This is a genomic window from Flavobacterium sp. 3HN19-14, from assembly GCF_051373205.1.
Lineage (GTDB): Bacteria > Bacteroidota > Bacteroidia > Flavobacteriales > Flavobacteriaceae > Flavobacterium.
Window position 1 is genome coordinate 1,536,841 of the sequence record NZ_JBPPZT010000001.1, and the last position, 22,866, is coordinate 1,559,706.

Annotated in this window: 17 protein-coding genes and 2 pseudogenes; 6 read left to right on the forward strand and 13 right to left on the reverse strand. The window is 41.2% G+C overall.

Features of this window, described 5'->3' with window-relative positions; genetic code table 11:
• Positions 1-125: 125 nt before the first annotated feature.
• The gene (locus ACSLFW_RS08150) at positions 126-533 is read left to right on the forward strand and encodes an acyl-CoA thioesterase (RefSeq protein ID WP_436555345.1); all 408 of its coding nucleotides are present in this window, start codon (positions 126-128) and stop codon (positions 531-533) included.
• A 15-nt stretch (positions 534-548) separates the two neighbouring features.
• On the opposite strand, the gene ACSLFW_RS08155 is transcribed toward ACSLFW_RS08150, so the two are convergent.
• The 4 genes and pseudogenes from ACSLFW_RS08155 to ribD form a co-directional block, all read right to left on the reverse strand.
• Positions 549-1,160, reverse strand: a complete 612-nt coding sequence (locus tag ACSLFW_RS08155) for an IMPACT family protein (protein ID WP_436555346.1) — start codon at positions 1,158-1,160, stop codon at positions 549-551.
• A gap of 1 nt (position 1,161) precedes the next feature.
• Positions 1,162-1,410, reverse strand: coding sequence for an HAD-IA family hydrolase (locus ACSLFW_RS08160; RefSeq protein ID WP_436555347.1), 249 nt, complete (start codon positions 1,408-1,410; stop codon positions 1,162-1,164).
• On the reverse strand, positions 1,385-1,771 hold the full coding sequence (locus tag ACSLFW_RS08165) for a hypothetical protein (protein WP_436555348.1): 387 nt from the start codon (positions 1,769-1,771) through the stop codon (positions 1,385-1,387). Before ACSLFW_RS08165 ends, ACSLFW_RS08160 begins: the two co-directional genes overlap by 26 nt.
• Positions 1,768-2,807 (reverse strand): annotated as a pseudogene (gene ribD / locus ACSLFW_RS08170) (bifunctional diaminohydroxyphosphoribosylaminopyrimidine deaminase/5-amino-6-(5-phosphoribosylamino)uracil reductase RibD). The gene ACSLFW_RS08165 and the pseudogene ribD overlap by 4 nt, the downstream one beginning before the upstream one ends.
• Before the next feature lie 28 nt (positions 2,808-2,835).
• On the opposite strand from ribD, the gene ACSLFW_RS08175 reads away from it, so the two are divergent.
• Both ACSLFW_RS08175 and prmC read left to right on the forward strand, forming a co-directional pair.
• Positions 2,836-3,324, forward strand: a complete 489-nt coding sequence (locus ACSLFW_RS08175) for a GNAT family N-acetyltransferase (RefSeq protein WP_436555349.1) — start codon at positions 2,836-2,838, stop codon at positions 3,322-3,324.
• Positions 3,324-4,169 carry a peptide chain release factor N(5)-glutamine methyltransferase gene (gene prmC, locus ACSLFW_RS08180; protein WP_436555350.1) on the forward strand — a complete coding sequence of 282 codons (846 nt, stop codon included), beginning with the start codon at positions 3,324-3,326 and terminating at the stop codon, positions 4,167-4,169. The genes ACSLFW_RS08175 and prmC overlap by 1 nt, the downstream gene beginning before the upstream one ends.
• Here prmC and ACSLFW_RS08185 read toward each other — a convergent pair.
• Positions 4,170-5,413: pseudogene (locus ACSLFW_RS08185) on the reverse strand (ABC transporter permease).
• A 412-nt stretch (positions 5,414-5,825) separates the two neighbouring features.
• On the opposite strand from ACSLFW_RS08185, the gene ACSLFW_RS08190 reads away from it, so the two are divergent.
• Both ACSLFW_RS08190 and ACSLFW_RS08195 read left to right on the forward strand, forming a co-directional pair.
• Positions 5,826-6,665: a hypothetical protein gene (locus tag ACSLFW_RS08190; protein WP_436555351.1), complete on the forward strand. Its 840-nt coding sequence runs from the start codon at positions 5,826-5,828 to the stop codon at positions 6,663-6,665.
• Positions 6,593-8,536: an MGH1-like glycoside hydrolase domain-containing protein gene (locus ACSLFW_RS08195; RefSeq protein ID WP_436555352.1), complete on the forward strand. Its 1,944-nt coding sequence runs from the start codon at positions 6,593-6,595 to the stop codon at positions 8,534-8,536. The genes ACSLFW_RS08190 and ACSLFW_RS08195 overlap by 73 nt, the downstream gene beginning before the upstream one ends.
• Here the strand turns inward: ACSLFW_RS08195 and ACSLFW_RS08200 are convergent.
• The gene (locus tag ACSLFW_RS08200) at positions 8,506-8,793 is read right to left on the reverse strand and encodes a hypothetical protein (protein ID WP_436555353.1); all 288 of its coding nucleotides are present in this window, start codon (positions 8,791-8,793) and stop codon (positions 8,506-8,508) included. The genes ACSLFW_RS08195 and ACSLFW_RS08200 overlap by 31 nt on opposite strands.
• A gap of 115 nt (positions 8,794-8,908) precedes the next feature.
• Here ACSLFW_RS08200 and hisS point away from each other — a divergent pair, with 115 nt between their 5' ends.
• Positions 8,909-10,279: a histidine--tRNA ligase gene (gene hisS, locus ACSLFW_RS08205; protein WP_436555354.1), complete on the forward strand. Its 1,371-nt coding sequence runs from the start codon at positions 8,909-8,911 to the stop codon at positions 10,277-10,279.
• A gap of 73 nt (positions 10,280-10,352) precedes the next feature.
• On the opposite strand, the gene ACSLFW_RS08210 is transcribed toward hisS, so the two are convergent.
• The 7 genes from ACSLFW_RS08210 to ACSLFW_RS08240 all read right to left on the reverse strand — a co-directional run bounded on the left by ACSLFW_RS08210 (position 10,353) and on the right by ACSLFW_RS08240 (position 22,859).
• Positions 10,353-11,150: a T9SS type A sorting domain-containing protein gene (locus ACSLFW_RS08210; RefSeq protein ID WP_436555355.1), complete on the reverse strand. Its 798-nt coding sequence runs from the start codon at positions 11,148-11,150 to the stop codon at positions 10,353-10,355.
• A gap of 227 nt (positions 11,151-11,377) precedes the next feature.
• Positions 11,378-12,961 (reverse strand): T9SS type A sorting domain-containing protein, encoded by a 1,584-nt coding sequence (locus ACSLFW_RS08215; RefSeq protein WP_436555356.1) that lies wholly within the window; start codon positions 12,959-12,961, stop codon positions 11,378-11,380.
• The gene (locus ACSLFW_RS08220; protein ID WP_436557401.1) at positions 12,915-17,249 is read right to left on the reverse strand and encodes a choice-of-anchor D domain-containing protein; all 4,335 of its coding nucleotides are present in this window, start codon (positions 17,247-17,249) and stop codon (positions 12,915-12,917) included. The genes ACSLFW_RS08215 and ACSLFW_RS08220 overlap by 47 nt, the downstream gene beginning before the upstream one ends.
• On the reverse strand, positions 17,246-17,905 hold the full coding sequence (locus ACSLFW_RS08225) for a glycine-rich domain-containing protein (protein ID WP_436555357.1): 660 nt from the start codon (positions 17,903-17,905) through the stop codon (positions 17,246-17,248). The genes ACSLFW_RS08220 and ACSLFW_RS08225 overlap by 4 nt, the downstream gene beginning before the upstream one ends.
• Positions 17,906-18,287: 382 nt before the next feature.
• Complete coding sequence (locus tag ACSLFW_RS08230; RefSeq protein WP_436555358.1) at positions 18,288-18,581, reverse strand: T9SS type A sorting domain-containing protein; 294 nt, start codon at positions 18,579-18,581, stop codon at positions 18,288-18,290.
• Positions 18,532-20,742, reverse strand: coding sequence for a LamG domain-containing protein (locus ACSLFW_RS08235; protein ID WP_436555359.1), 2,211 nt, complete (start codon positions 20,740-20,742; stop codon positions 18,532-18,534). The genes ACSLFW_RS08230 and ACSLFW_RS08235 overlap by 50 nt, the downstream gene beginning before the upstream one ends.
• Positions 20,667-22,859, reverse strand: coding sequence for a choice-of-anchor D domain-containing protein (locus ACSLFW_RS08240; RefSeq protein WP_436555360.1), 2,193 nt, complete (start codon positions 22,857-22,859; stop codon positions 20,667-20,669). The genes ACSLFW_RS08235 and ACSLFW_RS08240 overlap by 76 nt, the downstream gene beginning before the upstream one ends.
• Positions 22,860-22,866 lie beyond the last annotated feature (7 nt).

Consider the following 22,866-nt stretch of genomic DNA (forward strand, 5'->3'; position numbering starts at 1 on the left):
TATTATTCGGGAGAACAAATATGTGAACAAATTTCTTTAAAAAAAAATAAATCGGGGTTGATTTTGTAAAAAAAATATCGTAAGTCTATAGGGATTTTCGAAATGTTAAAATAAATAAACAGAAAATGAGAGAGCACCAGTATGAAGTCCGCGTAAGATACTCAGAAACAGACCAAATGGGTGTCGTTTACCACGGAAATTATGCGCAATATTTTGAAATGGGCCGCGTTGAATGGCTCAGAAACCTTGGGATTTCGTATAAATGGATGGAAGAAAACGGCATCATGCTTCCGGTGGTTTCGCTCAGTTTAAATTACAAAAAACCAGCGCGTTACGATGACCTTTTAATTGTTAAAACTATTTTTAAATCGCAGACGTCCGTTAAGATAGAATTCGATTATGAAATTCGCAACGAAAAAGGTGAGTTATTAACAATTGGTGATTCAATGCTCGTTTTTGTCGATATGAAAACAGGTCGTCCGACGGCCCTTCCGGATTATATCCATGAGAAACTTTTGCATATCGACAGCTAAATAAAAATCGGCTGATTATTCCTTAATTTTTATTCCGATTTCGAACATCGAATTAAAGATTTCGAAAATCGGCTCAGCATTTTTTTTACGGATGGAAATCTCGATTTCGCAATTTTCTTCCATTTTCTGACCGACGATATTTAGGTTTTTTTCCTTGATGACGCGCATCACTTTGTTCATGTTCTTGTAATCGAAAGTGACCAAATAATGAATGTCGATTGTTTTTTCGATAATCTCAGAAACCTCTAAAGCTATTTGGGCTGCGGTTCGATAAGCGGAAATCAATCCGCCGACGCCTAATTTCACGCCACCGAAATACCGGACAACGACAATCAGCACATTCGTAATTTCAAAAGATTGTATTTGCCCGTAAATCGGCATTCCTGCACTGTTGCTGGGTTCGCCGTCATCATTGGCTCGAAATTTAATTTTTTCAGTACCGATTTGCCATGCGTAACAAAAATGCCGCGCAGCAGAGTGTAATTTCCTTAAAAGCTCCAAATTTTCTTTGATTTCAGTTTCGGTTGAAACCGGAAAAGCATAACCGAAAAATTTGCTGCTTTTTTCCTTAAACAATATTTCTTCCGACGGAAATGCCAGCGTTTTATAAGTATCGCGGATTTCCAAATTACAATTCTATGATTTTCTTGTCAAATAAATCGACCACATCTTCTTCGCCAACCTGCAGGTTCCAGACTTGTAAGCCTAATTTTGCTGCGGCGTCGGTATTGTCTTTTCTGTCATCAACGAATAAAGTGCGTTTCGGAGACAATTCGTGTTTATTGATAATGTAGTTGAATACTTCTTCGTCAGGTTTTCTCAGTCCGAGTTCAAATGAAAAATAGGCTTTTTCAAAACATTGGTAGAAATCGCTCATAAATGACGGTCAGGACCATGTTTTCGAAATGATCAAGGTGAATTGCATCGGTATTGCTCATCAAAAACAATCGGTATTTCTGCGAAAGCAATTGCAAAAACTCCAACCGATACAACGGAAATTCGCCAAGCATACTGTTCCATGCATTCCGAACTTCGTCAATTGTCGCTGATGGCGCGTGATTGCGGAGTCCGTTCAGAAATTCTTCTTCAGAAATCTTCGCGGTTTCAAACTGAATATTGAGCAATTTTAAATCGTCGCCCCATTCTTTCATCCCCAAATTCGTAAACGCTTCCTCAACGGCGCGCTGGTTCAGATTGATAAAAATATCGCCAAAGTCAAAAATTATCGTATTGATCATGAGTTCCTGAATATTAATAATTCGTCACCTTTAATAGGGTGTTTTTCGTAAAAACTGGAGCTTAAGTCCGGCGCCTTTGTTCCGTTATTTAATGTCACATTTCCGCGAAAAACCCTCGCTTCATCCCAAATGCCATCGTCAATAAAAGATTGGAGCGTTTTTCTGCCGCCTTCAATGATGACTGACTGTATGTTGTTTTTATGCAGGATTTCCATAATTCCGGAGGTAAAATTGCTGCTGAAATCCATCTTTTCATAAGATAAATTTTCATTTTCAATTCCTGATCTCGTTCCTGAAACTACTATTGTTCGCTGTTTACCATCAAAGATATGGCTTTCTTTTGGCAGTCGGTTACAATTATCCAATACAATTCTTACAGGATTTTCACCTTGCCAGTCACGGGCATTTAACATTGGATTATCGTCGATTACGGTTTGTGTCCCAACTAAAATTGCCAGTTCTTCAGTGCGCCATTTGTGTACTAATTGACGTGAAAACTCATTGGTGATCCAAACCGGGTTTTGTTCCTCTTTTGATTCGGGAGCGATGAATCCGTCAGTACTTTCGGCCCATTTCAGGATGACGTATGGTCGTTTTTTTTCATGAAATGTGAAAAATCGCTTATTCAACTCGCGGCATTCTTCTTCCAAAATACCAACGGTTACCTTTTTTCCGGCTTCTTTCAGTTTTTTGACTCCATTTCCTGAAACTTCTGAAAAAGAATCGATTGTCCCGACAACGACATCTGGGATTTTATGATGGATAATCAAATCACAACACGGCGGTGTTTTCCGAAATGGCTACAGGGTTCCAGACTGACATAAATTGTTGATTTTGAAAGCAATGATTTGTCTTTTACGGAATTTATCGCATTGACTTCAGCATGTGGCCCTCCGGCTTTTCTATGCCAGCCTTCACCGATAATTTCATCTTCATATACAATCACGCTTCCCACCAACGGATTAGGGTAAGTCGTTCCCAAGCCATTTTTGGCAAGTTCGATGCAGCGTTTCATGTATTTTTCATGTACCTTCACAGCACAAAAATACTACATTACTTTCAGAATGGACGGCATAATAATCAGGGAAATTCAGGCCAATGACGACAAAGCTGTCGCTGCATTGATCCGGCAGGTTCTAATCGAATTTGATGTTCCGAAAGTAGGAAGTGCCTATGCTGATCCGCAGTTGGATTGCATGACGGAAACCTATTCGGCTCCGAAATCCGCTTATTTTATAGCCGAAATAAATAGCGAAATCGTCGGTTGTGCCGGAATCGCACTACTTGAAAATTCCACTGAAAATATATGCGAACTGCAAAAAATGTATTTCCTCGAAAGAGCACGCGGAAAAGGCATCGGTGCCAGAATGATGCAATATTGTCTTGAAGCGGCAAAAGCTTTTGGTTACGAAAAATGTTATCTCGAAACCATGCCGAATATGTCAGCTGCCCAAAAATTATATAAAAAATCCGGGTTTGAAAATGTTTGCTCGCCGATGGGTAACACAGGTCATAACGCCTGTCCGGTCTGGATGCTTAAAGATTTACGATAATGAAAATCAAAGATTACAGGAGTTTTTTCATTGAAAATCTGACGCCATTATATGATGCAATGGAAGCGGAAAGTTTTTTCTATTTGATTTTAGAAGAAAAAAAGCAGCTCAAACGAATTGATTTAGCATTGAAGCCTGAACTGGAATTTTCTGAAGCAGAAATTTCAGCATGGAGCGAAATCATCGAAAAACTCAAACTACAAATTCCAATACAATATATTTTAGGTAAATCTCATTTCTTCGGACTCGATTTCATAGTAAACGAAAACGTCCTGATTCCACGCCCGGAAACCGAAGAACTCGTCGATTGGATTATCAAAGACAACGAATTCAAACCTGATTTGAAAATCCTCGATATCGGTACAGGAAGCGGCTGTATCGCGATTGCACTCGCCAAAAACTTACCTTCTTCCGAAGTTTATGCCATTGATATTTCTGAAAAGGCATTAGAAACTGCAAAAAAGAACTCAAAACTAAATAATGTAAATATAAATTTCATCCAAAAAAATATTCTTGAAGCAGATGATTTAAATGAAAAATTCAATATAATCGTCTCCAATCCGCCATATGTAAGATATCTCGAGAAAGAAGAAATGAAGCAAAATGTCATCGATAATGAGCCGCATTTGGCTTTATTCGTTGAGGATAACGATGCGTTGGTTTTTTATCGAAAAATCGCTGAACTGGCACAAAAGAATTTCACTCCTGAAGGAATTCTCTATTTCGAAATCAATCAATATTTAGGAAAAGAAATGCTGGAATTGCTTGGTAATATAGGTTTCAAAAACGCCGAATTGCGAAAAGACATTTACGGCAACGACCGCATGACAAAAGCCACTCTCTGATTATTCGTAACGAAGCGCCTCGATCGGGTCAAGTTTTGCCGCCTTCACCGCAGGATATAATCCGGAAACAAGTGCTACAATAAAACTTACGACAAAAGCCGCAATAATGGCGCCCAGGGCACGACAAACTCAAATTCAAAAACCAACGAGGAAAATGCCCAGCCAATCAATAACCCAAAAAGCGTCCCGACAAATCCACCCATCTGCCCGATTACCATCGTTTCAATAAAAAACTGAAAGGCAATCGTAGATTTTTTAGCACCCAAAGCTTTCCGGACACCAATCTCTCTCGTACGTTCTGTTACCGAAACGATCATAATGTTCATCAAAGCGATCGACGAGCCCAAAATCGTAATCACGCTAATCACAATCGCAGCAATATCAAGGTATCCGGTAATCGACATGATTTTATTGATCAAATCGTCGCTTCGTGAAATCCCGAAATTATCATCCTGAACCGGACTCAGTTTTCGCACCCTTCTCATGGTAAGTTTGGCGTTATCAACTGCATCATTAAGCATATCTTTTCGTGCCGTCATCACGCTGAGGCCGTAATTAATGCTCGGCGCCGTAAAAATCGAACGCGCCACCTGAATCGGGATAATCACCTGCAAATCCTGGCTGCTGCCAAATGTCGACCCTTTTTCCTTCAATACGCCAATCACGCGGAATTTCGCCCCGCGAATTGAAATCACCTTGTCAATCGGATTCAAATCTTTCAGTAATCCTTTCTCAAAATCAGAACCCACAAGGCACACATAAGCGTTATTCTGAACATCAAAACGAGTAAAATTGCGCCCTTTCGTAGTCTCCATGCCCGAATTGGGCAGGTAATTTTCATCAGCACCGATTACCGTAATATCCGGATCGGTTTTTTCAGATTCAAATTTCACCTCCGCAGTAGAAGTCGCTGTAAAAGATAAAGATGATGTCGTTAAAGGATAAGTATATTTGTCGATAAACTCCTTCGCCTCAGGATACGAAATAATCGGATTGATAACCTCGCGTTCGCCACCGCCATGCCGCCTGATCTCAAGTTCATATTGGTTGATGTTAAAAGTATTGGCGCCCATCGAGGCAAAATTGGTCGAAAGCCGGTTTTCAATCGCCGAAACCACCGTCAAAATTCCCACCAAAGCCGTAATCCCGATGGCGATAATCAGCACTGTCAGTGTCGTCCTGAGCTTCTGCGTTTTCACAGAACCAAGTGCAATCCGGACATTCTCCCTGAAAAGTTTAAACATAGTGGTAATTTGACACGAAATTACAATTTTTGTTACAAGTTTAACCCTGCGCCAGGTTAATTTTGGATTTTTCAGGAGCACCGGCATTGGCTGCTTCCGGAACCATAAGCCTGCTCTCGGCTCAATCTTTTTATACGGAACTGGTTTAGTCACCGGAAAGTTCCATGAAGTATAAAAAGGATACCGCCTCCATCAGGGCTAACAACAACGTTTTGGCGCATTGATGCACTTGAAATTCGTGCACACCATCGGCAGTTTAGTTAAAAAGCGGTAATATTGTAGTTATGAAATCAAATTTTGTGCTGTAAAGTCCATCGACTGCGCTCGGGATGACAGTGTAAATGAAATTGTGATTCTATATGTTGTCACCCCGAGCGCAGTCGAGGGGCTTTTTAAAATAAAATTTTCTCAAATGAAACTATCAATTTATAAAATTGTACTACTAATCCTCATTTCCATTACCGCAAGCGCCCAAACCACAATCTGGAAAACACCAGATTACGAAATGACTTCCAATGGCATAAAACAGGGCAAATTTTCAGCAACTGCCTTATCTGATACTGAATTACAGTCAGATTATGTGAGTCCGCAAAACGAATTCATCTCCTCGAAACTAATTTTCAAATTCAGTATTAACGGGAAAGACAACGAAATGAAACCCAATGTGAACCATTCTTTCAATTTAGTTTCCGGCGTCACAGAAACGCCGCTAATTCCTTTCGGCACACCATTAAAGGAAAAAAGCACAGATAAAGAAACCGCAGTTTTGCCTGACAGTCCGCTCAAAATCAGGCTCGATTTAAGAGAAGTGCTGAACCAGATCAAAACCAAAGGCTTTTACACCACTTTCAATGGTGATAAAATCTTCAAACAGGATTTTAAAAAAGTCTATGTAGCCGGAGCCACCGCACCACTTTCATGGGATTTCGACAACCTGCACCAAAAACCTGAACTCGAAATGAAAGACCCCGACGGCGATGGGATTTATGAAACGACCCTTGTCTTCAATTCCAAAAAAGACAAAAAGCAAACAGATACGAACTGGAAACTGACCAAAAATATCACCGCTTTTCCGCAGTATAAATCGGCTTATACGCTTTCAAATGCCTTATATAATATGTCACTCGAGGAAATGGAAAAAGCCGTTGAGCCCGACAGCACGTTCCGCACCGGAAAAGAATGGGCAGGCGTCTGGACCGTGACATCAGCTACAGCATCATTCTTTCAATGGCTTATATGCAACCGAAAGTAGCGATGAACAGCCTGATGCGAAAAGTCAACGGCAATAAACGAATTATTCAGGATACGGGAACCGGCGGTGCTTATCCGGCTTCGACCGACAGGATGATCTGGGCGGTCGCCGCGTGGGAAGTTTACAAGGTAACCGGTAATCAAAGCTGGCTGGAGCAATCGTACACCATTATCAAAAATTCCATTGAAGATGATATGGTAAATGCCTACGATAATGAAACCGGAATGGTACGCGGCGAATCTTCATTCTTAGACTGGCGCGAGCAAACCTATCCGAAATGGATGCAGCCCGCAGATATCTTCGAATCTGAAAATCTCGGAACCAATGCCGTGCATTTTCAGGCCAATATCGTTTTATCGGAAATGGCAATGCTCTTAAATCACAATGATGTCGCCGAAAAACACAAATCAATCGCAGAAAAAATCAAAAACGGCATCAACAAATACCTTTGGATGCCGGAAAAAGGCTATTATGCACAGTATTTATACGGAAGGAATTTCAAGATTCAATCGCCAAAGTCAGAAGCTTTAGGAGAAGCTTTGTGCGTTATTTTCGATATTGCTGATGCAGAACAAGCTGCGTCAATCGTGTCAAAAACGCCTGTGACTGCTTATGGAATTTCTTGCATCTACCCACAGATTTCGGGAATTCCGCCTTACCATAATGATGCGGTCTGGCCGTTTGTACAATCTTTTTGGGCACTCGCATCTGCAAAAGCAGGAAACGAAACTTCGGTTATGGAATCGCTCGCAGCAATTGCGCGTCCTGCTGCTTTATTCCTTACCAATAAAGAAAATTTTGTTGCTGGTAATGGCGATTTCGCCGGAACGCAAATCAATTCAAGCAATATGCTGTGGAGTTTATCAGGCAGTATAGGACTCTTGAACAAAGTACTTTTCGGGGCGACGTTTTTGAAACACAGATTGGCTTTCCACCCGTTCGTGCCTTATCAGTTAAAAGATGTCAGAACGCTCAGCAATTTTAAGTATCGCGATGCAGTTCTCGATATCACAGTTGAAGGATTTGGCAATGAAATCAAGACTTTTTTGTTGGATGGAAAACCTTCGGCAGCTGAAATTCCTGCGACTTTGAAAGGAAAGCATTCCGTCAAAATGGTTTTGAACAATCTTCCTTTGCCGGAACCGATTAATAAAATGCCAAATCTTTTCGCACCTGAAACGCCTTCGGTTACGTTGAAAGGGAATGAAATTTCATGGGCTAAAGTTGAAAATGCGGTCGCTTATGAAATCTTTAAAAATGGTGAATTACTCGATAAAACCATGAAAAGCCAATACACAGTTGACACAAGTAGTTATGGCGAATATCAGGTAATCGCTGTTGATTATAATTTTATGGAATCTTTCGCCAGCGAGCCTTTGATTGTCGGTGCGGCAAAAAATACCACAGTTTTTGAAGTTGAAAATTTTCTTCCAAAAAGCACACAATCTTACAGTGGCTATTCAGGAAAAGGATTCGTCGAAACTTCAAAAACGGTGAATGTGACGATTAATTTCCCTGTAAATGTTAGTGTTTCCGGAATGTATGCAGTTGATTTTCGTTATGCCAACGGTAATGGGCAAACCAATACCGAGAACAAATGCGCCATTCGAAGTCTCAGAGAAACCAATAAGTTTTTAGGTGCTTTTGTTTTTCCACAGCGCGGTGTACAGGAGTGGAGCAATTGGGGTTTCAGTAACAGCGTGAAAGTATATCTTGAAAAAGGACAGCATACTCTGGCTTTAACGTTGGATACAGCTAATGAAAATATGAACGGGCCGTTAACCAGGCGATGCTCGATTATTTTAGGCTCACCAAGATTGATTAGCATAATTTTAAATTATCAATGGCTTGCTGATGCATTAATTATGTAAGGAACGTCTAGAACGCCAAAAATAACGCCCTGGATGCCATCAGCCACGCCGGGAACGCCAAATATGACGTTGACAACGCCAAGAATGACGTCCGGGATGCCATCAGCCACGCCGGGAACGCCAAATATGACGTTGATACCGCCAAAAATGACATCCGGGATGCCATCAGCCACGCCGGGAACGCCAAATACGACGTTCAGGATGCCCTTAACCACGTTAAAAACGCCATCAGTTAGTTCGGCAACGCCATCAGCCAATTAATTGAGATGCCCAAAGTCATCAACAGCCGATTACGCTATACAGCAAATATCACGGTTGTGCTTGAACTTCCCTTAAAAAATAAGATATTTGCACCTTAAATAATCAGACCCAATGGCACAAAAACCATCTATACCAAAAGGAACCCGCGATTTTTCACCGGCAGAAGTGGCGAAAAGGCAGTATATCATCCAGATTATGAAAACGAATTTCGAAAAATTCGGCTACCAGCCAATCGAAACGCCTTCGTTTGAAAATTCTGAAACCCTGATGGGTAAATATGGTGAAGAAGGGGATAGGCTGATTTTTAAGATATTGAATTCCGGGGACTATCTGGCGAAAGCAAATGAAGTTGTATTATCTGCAAAAGACAGCCAAAAACTAACTGCTACCATTTCCGAAAAAGCGCTTCGCTATGACCTTACAGTTCCATTTGCACGTTACGTCGTGCAGCACCAGAACGAAATAGAATTTCCATTCAAAAGATACCAGATTCAGCCGGTTTGGCGCGCTGATCGCCCGCAAAAAGGACGTTTCCGCGAGTTTTATCAATGTGACGCAGACGTTGTTGGATCGACGTCTTTGTGGCAGGAAGTGGAATTGGTGCAATTATATGATTCGGTTTTTTCAGAATTAAGACTCGAAGGCGTGACTATTAAAATCAATAACCGCAAAATATTGTCGGGAATTGCTGAGGTAATCGGTGCATCTGACAAGCTCATAGATTTTACTGTAGCATTAGACAAACTCGACAAAATAGGCGAGGAGGGCGTTAAAAAGGAAATGACTGAAAAAGGCATTTCTGCTGCGGCGCTTGAAAAAGTACAACCGCTGTTCAACTTTAGCGGAACAATTACGGAAAAGCTTCAAAAATTATCGGTTTTGCTGGCTTCATCTGATGAGGGGAAAAAAGGCATTGAGGAATTGAGTTTTATCTGTGATAATGTTCTTAAGCTTGGTTTGTCAGCCGCAACTTTGGATTTAGATGTGACTTTGGCGCGTGGATTAAATTACTATACAGGTGCCATTTTTGAAGTTTCGGCACCTGAAAAAGTAGCGCTGGGCTCGATTGGCGGGGGTGGAAGATATGATGACCTTACAGGAATTTTCGGATTGAGGAATATGAGTGGTGTTGGTATCTCGTTTGGATTGGACAGGATTTACCTTGTACTCGAAGAATTGAATTTATTTCCAGAAACGGTGACCGCAACTTCTGCAGCCTTGTTCATTAATTACGGCAATGAGGAAGCTTTTTATGCTATGAAAGCCATAACCGAGTTAAGAAAATCAAGCATCAAAGTCGAAATGTATCCGGAAAACGCAAAGGTTGGCAAGCAATTCCAACATGCTGATAAACGCGGTATCCCGTTTGCAGTTATTGTTGGTGCAACAGAAATTCAATCAAAAAAATATTCGCTTAAGAATCTTGTCACGGGAGAACAGCTTTTGGTTGACTTTGAAGAATTAAAAGAGAAATTGAGTTAATCGAAACGCTTACAAATAAAAAAGCTTCCGTAATCGGAAGCTTTTTCTTTCTATATCAGGGATTGATATATAATCAATTAATGATTATTTTTTTCGTAATAATACCAGAAGTAGTGTTTACATTTACAATATAAACGCCTTTGCTGAAACCGGTAACAGGAACCGCGATTGCTGATTGGTTTTGGTTTTCGATATTCCAAACACCAACTTGCTGTCCTGTGATACTGTATAGGTTTACGGTTTTTGCCGTTGTTCCTGAAAGATTATTTTGAATGTTCAATACGCTGTCACCATTTGTATAGGCAACTTTAATTCCGGTATTTAAGGACGGATTGTTAACACCAAGTGTTGTTTGTGCAAATCGCAATGAAAAACGGTCATTAAAAACGCCATCGGCTACAGTTGCTGTAAAATTACCATTTTTAAGGTCGAAATAAGAATCGTTTTGAGCGTCGTATATATATATAGGCTGGCTTGGATTCATGTTTTCGAGGGCGTCAATTTTTATGATGATGCTACCGGTGCCGTTTGATCTTACACCAATCGGATAAATAGCTTCTGCACTCCAGTAACCAACACCCTGAATGAATAATTCAGTATTGGCAGTCCAAAAATACATATCATTTGGAAGGTTAAGTGTGTTTACAGCATCATAACCGTAATCAATGCCTTCAGTAGCATTTTCATTTTCAAATCCTAAAAGGATCTGACGATATGAATTGGCATGAGAATAAAATCCTAAACGAATTTTTGCATGGGTATCAACTGCAGTTTCATCATCACCTTCATCATCCTGAGCGAATGCATTTGCGGTGTTAAAGAGTAGTATAAAACAGAATAGTAAACTGCTTAAAGATAATAGTTTTTTCATGATAGGTTATGTTTAAAGATATATGGGGATATATTTCTGATGTAAAAGTATAGTGAATATTTCGTTACTAAAATTCTTTTCGTTGACCTGCACAGATTAACGTTATAATGCAGGTTTTTGTTAAAAACCACGTATAAATACCTGATTCACTATAAGTTGCAAATTGCTCGATAAAAAAGCATCCTCGATGAAAGGATGCTTTTTATCTATAAAGTGTAAAGTAACGGTTATTTAATCACAACCTTTTTGGCGATGTTTCCGTTGTTTGTTTTAATTCTGAAAATGTACGTTCCGGCGCTGATTCCGTTTATCGGAATTTCGATCCTTTGCTGGTTTTCATTTGTTAAATCCCAGTTATTGATTTGTTGCCCGATCATATTAAAAAGACCGGCAGATTCAACAGTAGTGCCAGTAACATTATTTTCAATAGTAAGGATGCTTGTCTTCGATGCATAAACCACTTTAACGTTTTGTGCAACTGGATTTTCTACGCCTAAGGTACTATCCTGGAACCTTAATGAAAAACGGTCGGTGTATGTGCCTGCTTCAAGTGCCATTTCATAAGGGCTTTCAGAAATATTGTGGTATTCATTTGTTACAGCATCGTAAATAAGCGCATCATATCCGTCAAAATATTTTGTTTCGTCAAGCGTAAACTGTACATTTCCGGTAGTAGCTGTTTTTACGAATAATGGATAAACCGCTGCAGTCGAAAATGATCCTACACCTTGTATGAGCAGGTTTTTTCCTTCAGTCCTGAAGGCCATATCTTCAGGATAATCATCAAAAATTTCAGCGTCATAACCAGGATCAATAGCATCGGTAGCATTTTCGTTCATGAAACCTAATACGATTTGCCTGTGGAATTGGTCATTGGTATTAAAACCAAGACGTATTTTGATAAAGTGCTCTTCTTCATCCGATGATTGATTTTCATTGGCGTTAGAAGAACGAAGCATATAATTAGACTCAGAATTATTTTCTTTCTTGAAAATCCTGTAGCTGTTTTTGAAGCTTACATTTCCTGAATTGGTTCCGACGACAAAGAAACCTTGTCCAACCGGAATATATTGTCCCGGAGCCGGATATGTTGTTGTATCTCCAGCACCGCCGACCTGAGTAGGTGAGACGATACCTACAGCATCCGTTTCATTTCTCGCTGCATAACCGCCAATATATCCTGACAGGTTATGGGTGTTATTGCTTACATTGTGTTGCCAGAAATATACGGTACCGTCAATAGTTTTATTAGTTCCCGTGCCTCCTGCTTTATTATCTTTGATAAATTCGTTTGCGTCGATTGCTGATGGATACGGATTGCCAATCAATACAAGATTACCTGCAAGAATTGGAATATTAATTGTCCCATTATTAGGTTTCCCTACAAAAGTATAATTTTGCGCGGCACTTCCTACGCTTGCACATCCTTTAAGTGTATAGCCCAAACCTGCTGACAGTGATCCGTTTTGACCAATTTCTGTCCAGTTGGCATATTCAGTTCCGGTTTGGAATTTATATATCCATTGATTGCTCAGCGTAATGGCAACGCCTGTAGATCCCGGAGCGCCATCGTTTGTAGTTGACCAGTTAAGATTCAGGATGTTTGAAGGGTTGGTGCCGTCTTTCATAACCCCGGCTACTGTATAAACACCTGTTCGGCAGGATCCTGTTGTGCTAACAGGAGAACTCCAATAATTGTAATTGTATTTGTTGCCGGTACCTTGTTGATCTCTTTCGAGTGATGCAAACGTACCTAATGCAAGGTTACTGTTGGAACCCTGGACCAGACTGTGATTTTCCGACGAGATCAATTTTTCCGTTCAGTTCCAGATACCATGTGTTCTCGATTTTGTTGTCGTTGTTTACAGAAAGTGTTTTCCCTGGGTCAACAATTAAACCCAGATTTGTCAGGTCATTACCCAGAGTTACATCGTGCTTTACCTGTACGATTGAAAAATTATTGGCGGTTACGTCCGGGCAATTGATGAAAGTCGTGGTATTAGTAATTGCCGCAGCATCTAATACACCTGCCTGTTTTGTTACAAATGGCATCGGCGCAGTTTCGGTTTTGATGTATTTGACGTTGTAAATCCTGCAATAATTTGTATTTGTCGCAACAAATGTAGAGTTATCGGTACCTGCAATTATATAGTCATCGGCAACATTGCCTTTATAATCATCCAATTTATAGTAAGCTTTAAGGCTGCTCCAGCTTGAAGACTCGATGTCTCTTGGAATAGTAGCACCTCTGATCGCTGTGCCATTTTGAGAGATTTTCTGATAAACCATTTTCTGAATCTGATCGGCAGTAAGGGAGGTGCTGAAAACACGTACTTCGTCGATAAACCCTCTAAAATGCTTACTGGCTACTAATCCCGCTGTTGCGCCTGGTGTTTTTGCAATCGTGAATTTTGCAGTGTTGGCAGGTATGCTTAAAGATACGGGGGTTGTCGTTACCAGCGTACCATTGATGTATAGTTTTAATCCGCTGCTGTCAAAGCTCGCGGCAACGTGATACCATCTGCTTACATCGAGCGTTGTTGCATAGGTTGCGGTGTAAGTGCCAGCGGTTACTGTAATTTTTCTGGTGGGACTTCCGGAAACGGTAATGTAAAATTTGTCTTGTCCGAACAGGACACCATCAGTAGCAGGAAAATTCGCGTCAAGCTTAAACCAACCCATCATAGTTGCCTTGTCAGTTGTGGAAGAATTACTGAATAAATAATCGCTTTCGGCATAATCATTACGTCCGTCAAAATCTATAAGGTAGTTTTTATTGGTAATGTCTCTTGGAGATCCAACTGATTTATTGCGTTGTAAAGGGTCGACCAGGTTGATGCTGTCAAAAGTGTCCATAATACCGTCTTTGTCAACATCTGCTGTGCCGTCTATTTTTCCATCATTGTTCGCGTCAAGATTTGCATAAAGTGTACCTGCGATATCTTTTGTTGAACCGTTCGAAGTCAAATCCTGATAATTTGGAATACCATCGGTGTCGCTGTCTGCCGGATAAGCCTTAAAAGAAGAACCGTATGCACTTGAATCGTCATTCAGGTCAAGAATACCATCGCCATCGGTATCGACACTGTCACCTTTTCCATCACCGTCAACATCACCGTCACCATTATAAGAAGCATAAGAGTTGTTCACATAATAGCTGTCAACCTGCGCTTCGTCGATATCAAATATACTGTCGTTGTCACTGTCAAGATCCATAAAATCAAATATGCCGTCACCATCAGTGTCTGTTGGTGTAACATAAGGTTCTAAAGTATCGTTAAATCCATTTTCATTTACATCTTTCCACACTGTACTGTCAGAAATGTCCATTCTACTCTTGTTATTGCTAAGGCTTTTGAAGCCTGCTTCAACAATGTCCGAAATACCATCGTTGTCGTCATCAAGGTCAACAACGTCTGCATCGTTATCATGGTTGATATCGCAATATTTTTGTGAAACGGTAATGTCGTCGATGGCGATATCATTTCCGGTTCCTCCCGGTGCGTTGTTGATAAATATTACTTTGAAAGTAGTTTCTGAAGTTGTAAAAGTAAGTGCATAGTTTATCCAGTCGGAAGCTGTTGCCGTACCCGACGGGCTAAGACCGATATTACCTGTTGATAACGAACTGATTAAAGTATTGTCGCTTACTTTTCTAACTTCAATACGAATGTTCGGACGAATACGGTTTGCGGCGTCTGTGGCATCAGTTCTGTCAAGGTTAATGGCATAAAAACTAAAGGTAACTTCAACGTTAGGCGTAACCCCTGAAATCGTATTTGTATAGAATTTTTCAGGCGTATAGTTGGCATTAAACAGTGCCATTTTGCCGTTTGTATCACCTGTATGGTCAGTACCTCTGTACCAATACTCATCTGCCCATGTCGTAATTTGTGCGCTGTTGAATACCGTATAGTAGCCATCATTTAAACTTGAACTGCCATAACTGTATGTCGTTGCAGCATCAGGGTTATTGGCGTTGATTTGTGACCTTGAAGTCCCTGATCCGAAAGTCTCATTAAGGAATACTTTTGATGAAGTTGTCGATGTTGTCAATGAAGCACATGCTGACTGCTCAAAAGTATCCAGGATTCCATCATTATCATCGTCAATATCTGCATCATCAGTAATACCATCAAAATCAGAATCGGCGTAAGTCGTTCCGTTTCCTTCAATATAAAATGTGAAAGGGCTTTCATTCGGATCGCCATTTGTGATGCTAACCATAGCAGAACGTGTTCCGGTAGCGCTTGGATTGAAAGTAATTGTGAAATTGGTTGAGCCCGAAGTGGCAGCAACAGGACTGCTTGGATTTGCCGTTATGGTAAAGTCTGCTGATCCGGTTCCGCTGATTACAGGAGTTGAAACAGAAAGCGACGAAGCTCCCGTATTATAAATTGTAAAGGTTTTCGCTACAGTACCGCTGATGACATACATTCCCCCGAAATCTGTGCCTTTAGACGTATTGGCAGGGTCATACATATTGATTTCGGTCAATGGCGAACCTCCTTTTATGCTTATTTCTCCGGCACTTGTATTTACTGATGATCCCGTAAGGTTTATCTTAAAAGCACCTTCATTGGTGTCATTATTGTTAATTGTAATCAGGGCAGTTTTAGTTCCTGTTGTTACCGGGTCAAATGTAATTGTAAATGTCGTTGATCCACCAGCCGGAATTGGAGAAGTTATTGATGAAACAGTATAATCTGTGGTATTGCTGTTTACTACGCTGCTGATGGACAACGGAACGTTTCCGGTGTTATAAAGCTTGAATGTTCTGCTCAGATAACCAATACTGTTGTTTTGTGTCCCGAAATTTGTTCCGTAAGTAGTTCCGTAAGTTCCCACTGCACCATTGTCTACCATCATTGTAGAAGGATTTCCTCCATACAAATCAAATTCCGGATTTGTTCCGGTTCCTGTAACATAAAAGCTATAACTGCCTTCATTGCTGTCGGATGATGCCACTGTTACAACAGCAGTAACTGTACCTACAGTGCTGGGGTCAAATTGAATGGTAAATGTTCCGGAACCACTTGGTAAGATTGTTCCAAGCGCCACAGTTGAGGTAACAGTAAAACCCAGACCGGCAGTTACGGTAACGGAAACGCCGGTTAAAGATTGCGGCAAAGGCAGTAGCGTAGATGAATCATTTTTAATTGTAAACGTAGCACTAACCGGAGTGTCAAGCGTATTGATTGATCCAAAGTCTGTACTGTAGGTTGAGCTGGCCGCAGCAAACATGGGAACTTCAGTAGCAGTAGCATTATATATGCTGATATCTGCGGCAGTAGAGGTATTGTTTGTGCCCTGAATATCAAATTTAAATGTACTGGAATCATAAGAAATGGTTGTCGTTGCTTTTCTGACAGCCCCGGAAGATGGGTCAAACTTAATCGAAAAAGTCGTTGAAGCACCAACAGCAAGTGTTGCCGAAGGACTTTTTACAATCGAAAAATCAGCGGCGTGTGATCCGGTGATGGTTAAACCCGTAATAGTCATTAAGCCTGTTCCTGTGTTGGTAATTGTAAATGTTTTTGTAACCGATCCTGCTGTTACCTGCGTTCCAAAATCCGTACCGTCAGTTACTGTCGGTGTAGTATCATTATTTGGAATGCTTACAGGCGTTGGAGGCCTTCCGGTTACTGACATTGTCGGAGCTGTTCCTGTGCCCTGTAATGAAAAACCAAAAGGATTTTCGTCTGCGTCATTTGTCGAAAAATTGATGTCTGCCGTGCGCGATCCTGTACCCAATGGAAGAAATTTAATCACTAAAGTAGCTGTACTTCCTGCCGCGATTGATGTTCCCGGTGAAGTAAGTACTGTAAATTCTGAAGCATTTGCGCCTGAGAAAGTTGGTGTTCCCAATGTAAGTGCAACGTTACCGGTATTCATGATGATAAATTCACTCGTAAGGAAACCGCCTGTGTTGACTGACCCAAAAAGTGTTCCCTTGTCAGTAGCAGGAGAGGCATCGTTGTCGGCGAGATTGATTCCGTAAGCGCTGAAAACATTAATTTCGGCAATTCCGTAAGTAACAGTTATTTTACCATTGGAACCATTGGCACCATTGGAAGTCCCTGAATTGCTATATCTTATCGCACCGCCACCACCGCCACCTGGCGTTGTTCCTGCTGAACCGCTTCCTGAAGTTGTTGTGCTTGAAAAACCATTTCCACCATTTCCACCACCGGTAGGAGCTGTAGCACCTGTTGCAGTATTAGAGGCTGAAACACCTGCAGTTGTTGCGTTACCAGAAGAACCGCCGCCGCCGCCATAAGTATTGGATTGACCGCTTGAACCATTTCCTCCCGCACGGGTGACGACATTTCCGATAGATCCTGTGGCAGTTCCGTTAGCACCGTTTCCATTGTCGTTAGAGCACTCGCGCCCCCTTTAGCAATCATTGTCGATGTTGAGCTGAACCAGCTGTCGCTGGAACTTCCGGTAGTAGTACTTGAACTTCCGACGCCGACATTCAGGCTGTAATTTGTTCCCGGAGTGACTGTCATCGTGTGTTTTGAGTAAGCACCACCCGCTCCGCCACCTGCAGGGCCATTGCTGGTCCTGGTACCACCTTTACCGCCGCCGCCCCAGGCTTCGATGGTGATGCTGGTCACACCTGCAGGAACGGTAAATGATCCTGAACCGGTCGTTGTGTAAGTGACTGTTGTCTGCCCGAAAGAGTACTGGCAATATAAAAATAAGCTTAGAAAAAGCAGCGTTATTTTTGTGTGAAATGTAGTTTTTTTCATGATTGGTCAGATTTTGATTTGGGATTAAAATCTCGGGCGAAAATACCTTGAAAAATTTAACATTTAAAACTTTTTCGTTAACAGGTGCATTTCGTCGATAAAGTGCACATTTTTCTGGTATTGGCGAGGTGTTTATTCTCCTAATTTTTAAAGACATACGATTTTAAAACAGTATTGGATTCGGAATTTTTCAATTTTTTTAATGCGCTGAAAATGAATTCCTTTTGTAAGAAAAGTTCCTAAGCCGAAAATCATCAATCAATGCTAAAATTAGCATCAAAATGCACAAAAATATTTACAAATAAATCAGTAAAAATTGCATATTTCTAAAAACAAAAAAGACTGCCGTAAGACAGTCTTTTGATTGGGGAAAAGGGCAAATTTATTTGATCACGATTTTTTTAGTCATCGTTCCGGTTGTGGTTTTTAACTTCACAATGTAGGTTCCGGCACTGATGTTTTTAACAGGTATCTGGATCATTTCCTGTGTTTGGTTTTCGATATCCCAGTTTTGAACGTTTTGCCCAAGGATATTGAATAATGCAACTGACTCGACAGTCGCTTTAAGGCTTTCATTTTTAATGGTCAGTGTGTTATTGCTGTTGGCAAAAACCACTTGCAGGTCATTATTGACAGGTGTATTGCCTGTGCCAAGCGTACCGGCATTGAATCTCAATGAGAAACGTTCCGTATATAATCCTGCCGGCACATTGATTTCGAAAATACTGTCTTTGATGTTGTGGTAAGCTGTCCGTTTCGGCATCGTAGATATAAACCTGTTGGTTGTCATCGAAATTTTGAATGTCGTCAAGTACAAACTGGATGTTTCCATCTTCAGCAGATTTTACGCCAAGCTTGTAACTGTTCTCAGCATTGAAATAGCCTTCTCCCTGAATAACAAGTGGTGTTTCGCCGTTAATGAAGTACATATCGCTCGGGAAATCATCAAAAAGAACCGCGTCAAATCCGGGATCTATAGCGCTTGTGGCCAGATTATTCATAAAGCCTATCAGAATTTGCCTGTGCCAGTTGTTTACAGAGTTAAATCCTAAACGCACTTTCATGAAATTACTGCTTATTTCCTGATCGTCTTCATTGTTGCTGTTTCCGGTAGCATCGGCATCTGTAGTCGGACTTGCATTCCTGAACATTCCGTAAGATGACGTATTATTTTCTTTGAAGAAACCTCTCTGGCTGTTGTCAAATTTGATGGTTCCACCAGAAGTACTTCCGGTAACAAAGAACCCTTGTCCAACCGGTATATATCTTTTCGGTGTACGGGTACTTGAACCCAATCCGCTGATGTTTGCTGGACTTACCGGAGGTGTTCCTCCTGTAAGGTTGTAAGCTGCGTAACCTCCCTGATAATCTGCAAGGTTATGACTGGCATTGGTGCTGTAATGTTCCCAGAAATAGATGGTTCCGTCAAGTGATGAGGCATTGTCCAATAAGAATTTATTAGCATCCAATGCAGATGGATATGGATTTCCTGTTAAGTTCAGGAAACCGCCTCCGATTGGCAATGTTATTTGTGCATTATTCGGTTTTCCGACAAATGTGTAATTCTGAGTATCGTTAGCGGTGCCGCTGCCTTTCAGTGTGAACGCTTCGCCCGGAAGCAAAGTGCCTGATGCACCCATTTGCGACCAGTTGGCATAGTCATTTCCTACGTTCTGGAATTTGAAAATCCAATATTGTGCAAGGCTGATTGGGTCTCCGGGAGCACTGTCGTAACCGTCGATCCAATTGATATCCTTGATGTTGTCAGAATCGGTTCCGTCTTTAAAAACATCTGAAACTGTAAACCCAAGATTGTTAGATGTTGCGCTTATGCTACTTACCGGCGAAGACCAATAGTTGTAATTGTAAATGTTTTTTGTGCCTTGCTGGTCTCTTTCGATAGAACCTGCACTCGTAGGGTCGAGGTCGCTGCCTAAAGTCTGAACCAATTGTGATTTTCCTTCAAGGTCGATTTTTCCGTTTAAGTCAAGATAGTGGGAAATCTCAATTTTGGTATCGTTGTCGGCAGTAAGTTCTTTGTTCGCCGCCAATTCCATACTCAATACAACTTTGTTACCTGTTGATTGTACGTTGTGGTTGATCTGAACGATATTCCATGCAACCCTGCTTGTACCGTCAACAATTGACAACGCATACGGAAGGTCCTGAACATCATTGTTTTTCCATGTTGCAGGAGTATACCACGGACCGTCGGCATTCGTTTTATAAGGCACCGGTGCGGTTTGGTAATTCACCGTAATCAGGTTTTTCAATGCAGCAGTATAATCATTGTCTGATTTGTCTTTTGCGTTCGTATAAGTATAAGTTGACATTGGATAATAAGCCTTCAATGTTGACCACGGAATGCTTTTCACCTCATTTAGCGTTACAGTTTGCGGAACGATTTTTCCGTTTACAGAATTGTCGGTGTGTTTCACTAATTCCTGATTCATCACATAACGCAACTGGTCAACAGTAAGCGCCGCGCCCCAAACTCTTACTTCGTCTATTGTTCCTGTGAAGAAAGAAGTTGTACTGGTGCCATCTGCTGCTGCAATAAGGAATGATTGTGTATTGGTCAATATCGCTGAAAGCGGAGTTGTTACGTCCAAAATACCATCGATATACATTCTTGCATTCGAACCATCATAACTAACGGCGATGTTGTGCCATTTGTCAGCAGGGATAACCACACTTGAAGTGATGGTTTGTTTGGTACCATTCATCCAGCTCATTTCGGCATAACCGCCTGCATTGATGCTTAAATCGTAACCGGTCGTGAAAGCCGCATTTCTTTTAGAAAGGATGGTGCGGTTTGTAGCAGTCCTTTTACCCACGCAGAAACGGTGAAGTTGGTGTTGTTGAGGTTCAGTACGTTTCCGGCATCTAGGTAATCGTCAGTTCCGTCAAAAGAGATAGATCTTTCGAAAGTCCTTTCAGGTGCATAACCGAAAGTGATGTAGGTTGTGCCGTCGAAATCATAAGTCGTTTCCAATTTTGAACCATTCGCTTTCATGATCCTGTATTCTGCTGTCGGGCTGAAGATCGGGCTGTTCGAAATGAACATCAGGAAGTCTCCCGGAGGCGTGATTGTAGAAGTCAATAGGGTAGAAGGTACAGAAATCGTTACAGTTTTCACATCGCCGCCATTTTCAATAACTTTCCATGTTCTTCCGATTGAAACGAAATCAACTTCGGTTGAAAGTCCGGGGATTCCTGCACTCATGTTCACCAAAATCGGAGCCTGTGCACCTAAAGTTCCATTGTTACTTCCCCAGATAAGGAAGTTTTTATCGTTGTCGAAAGCACTTGTGTTATCAGAATTCCTTGTTTCAATAGTGGTCAATCCCATAGTAATATCGTTAGACGTATTTTCTGTTTTGGATTGTTTCTGGTTCAATTGCGATTTGTCGTCTCTTCCGATTCCGGCAATATTGTAGTTGAAACCGTTTGAGGATGGGTAGATCGTATTTCCGTCAGAATCAACATAGTCCTGACTTACGCCGTTTACACCTAATGTAATTCCGTATTTAATGGCAAGGTAAGATTGGATTTTGCTCATGTCAGCATCTGAATTTTTAGCGCTGTAATTGATGATTTCTAAAACATCGCCTTCATAACTTGCATCGAAAAATTCACTTCGACCTAACCAGTATCTTGAATTTACGATATTTTTATAAGGATAATAAGTGTTCGGAGGTGTCGGATTAGTAAGGAATTCTGTTGTTGTAAGCACGTTTCCGTTACACAATAACATCATCCTGTTGTTTGGCGCCGGACTTCTTCTTGGATTAAAGATATTCACACCTGAGTATGATTTTGTTGAGTTGATTTCAGCAACTCCGTATGAAGTTTGCGCTCCCTGGTTATAAGCAACAACGTCTGCTGCAGTAGTCCCGTATCTTACTGACGTATTTCCCATTTCGAAACCGGTTACGTCCTGGCTGTTTTTATTTTGGGTGATATCATCTCCGCAGTAAATGTCCTGTGGACTTGAAGCATAGGTGATAACGTTCTTCGGGCGAATTACGATAAACATGTCCTGGTTATTGAATCCCTGGCTTCCTGACATAGTGTTAGAGCCATTAAAGTTGATTACCGGATTAAAGTTGATATTGCTTGTCGCGTTATTTTGAAATTTAGGCTCTTTTGCGAATTTTGCCACCGCATTTTTAGTGCTTCCAGTAGTATTGTCTTCCCAGGTATTTACGGTGTCGCCATCTGAAACACTGCCTATCTCGCTATTGGCTTTCAACCAAAATTCCAGATTTGAAGTCACACCACCCGGAGCATTTGTAAGTGCTGGAAAGTTTTGCACTTCTGCTTTCACTGTAAAAGTGTATGTCGATTTACTTGACGGATTATTTGCATCGCTGTTCACGGTAACCGTTGCGGTTTTAACGCCAATTACCGATGGTGTAAATGTTACCACAAATGAAGTAGGAACGGTCGAAGTTACGTTACCAGAAAGCGCAGTGATGGTAAATCCCTGTCCGGCAGTAATTGATGTCGAGTTTATGGATAAGGTTTGGCTTCCGTATGAATAGATGTTAAACGGAATTGAAATTGGCGTGGTAAGATCGGTAATGCCAAAATCAGTCTGGTCGTTGATATTGGTAGTCGTCGCGCCATCAGCAATAGTTACTTCGTTGCCTAATATACCGATGTCTCTTCCCGATACAACACCACTTCCCTGAATCGTAAAGTCATAGATGCTTTCATCATCATCATTGTTATTGATGCTAACAATCGCTACTGCACTACCTGTAGCCGTCGGATTAAATCTTACTACAAAGGTAAGGCTGGCGCCGGCGGCAATTGTGCTGCTTGATGGTTGTGTTAATACTGTAAAGAAACTGCTTCCTGTGATTACAACTCTTGGTGTCCCGGTAAGTGAAAGTCGTGCCCGTTCCGGTATTTTGAATTGTAAAGGTGATGTCTTTTGGAGTTCCAACCGGGGT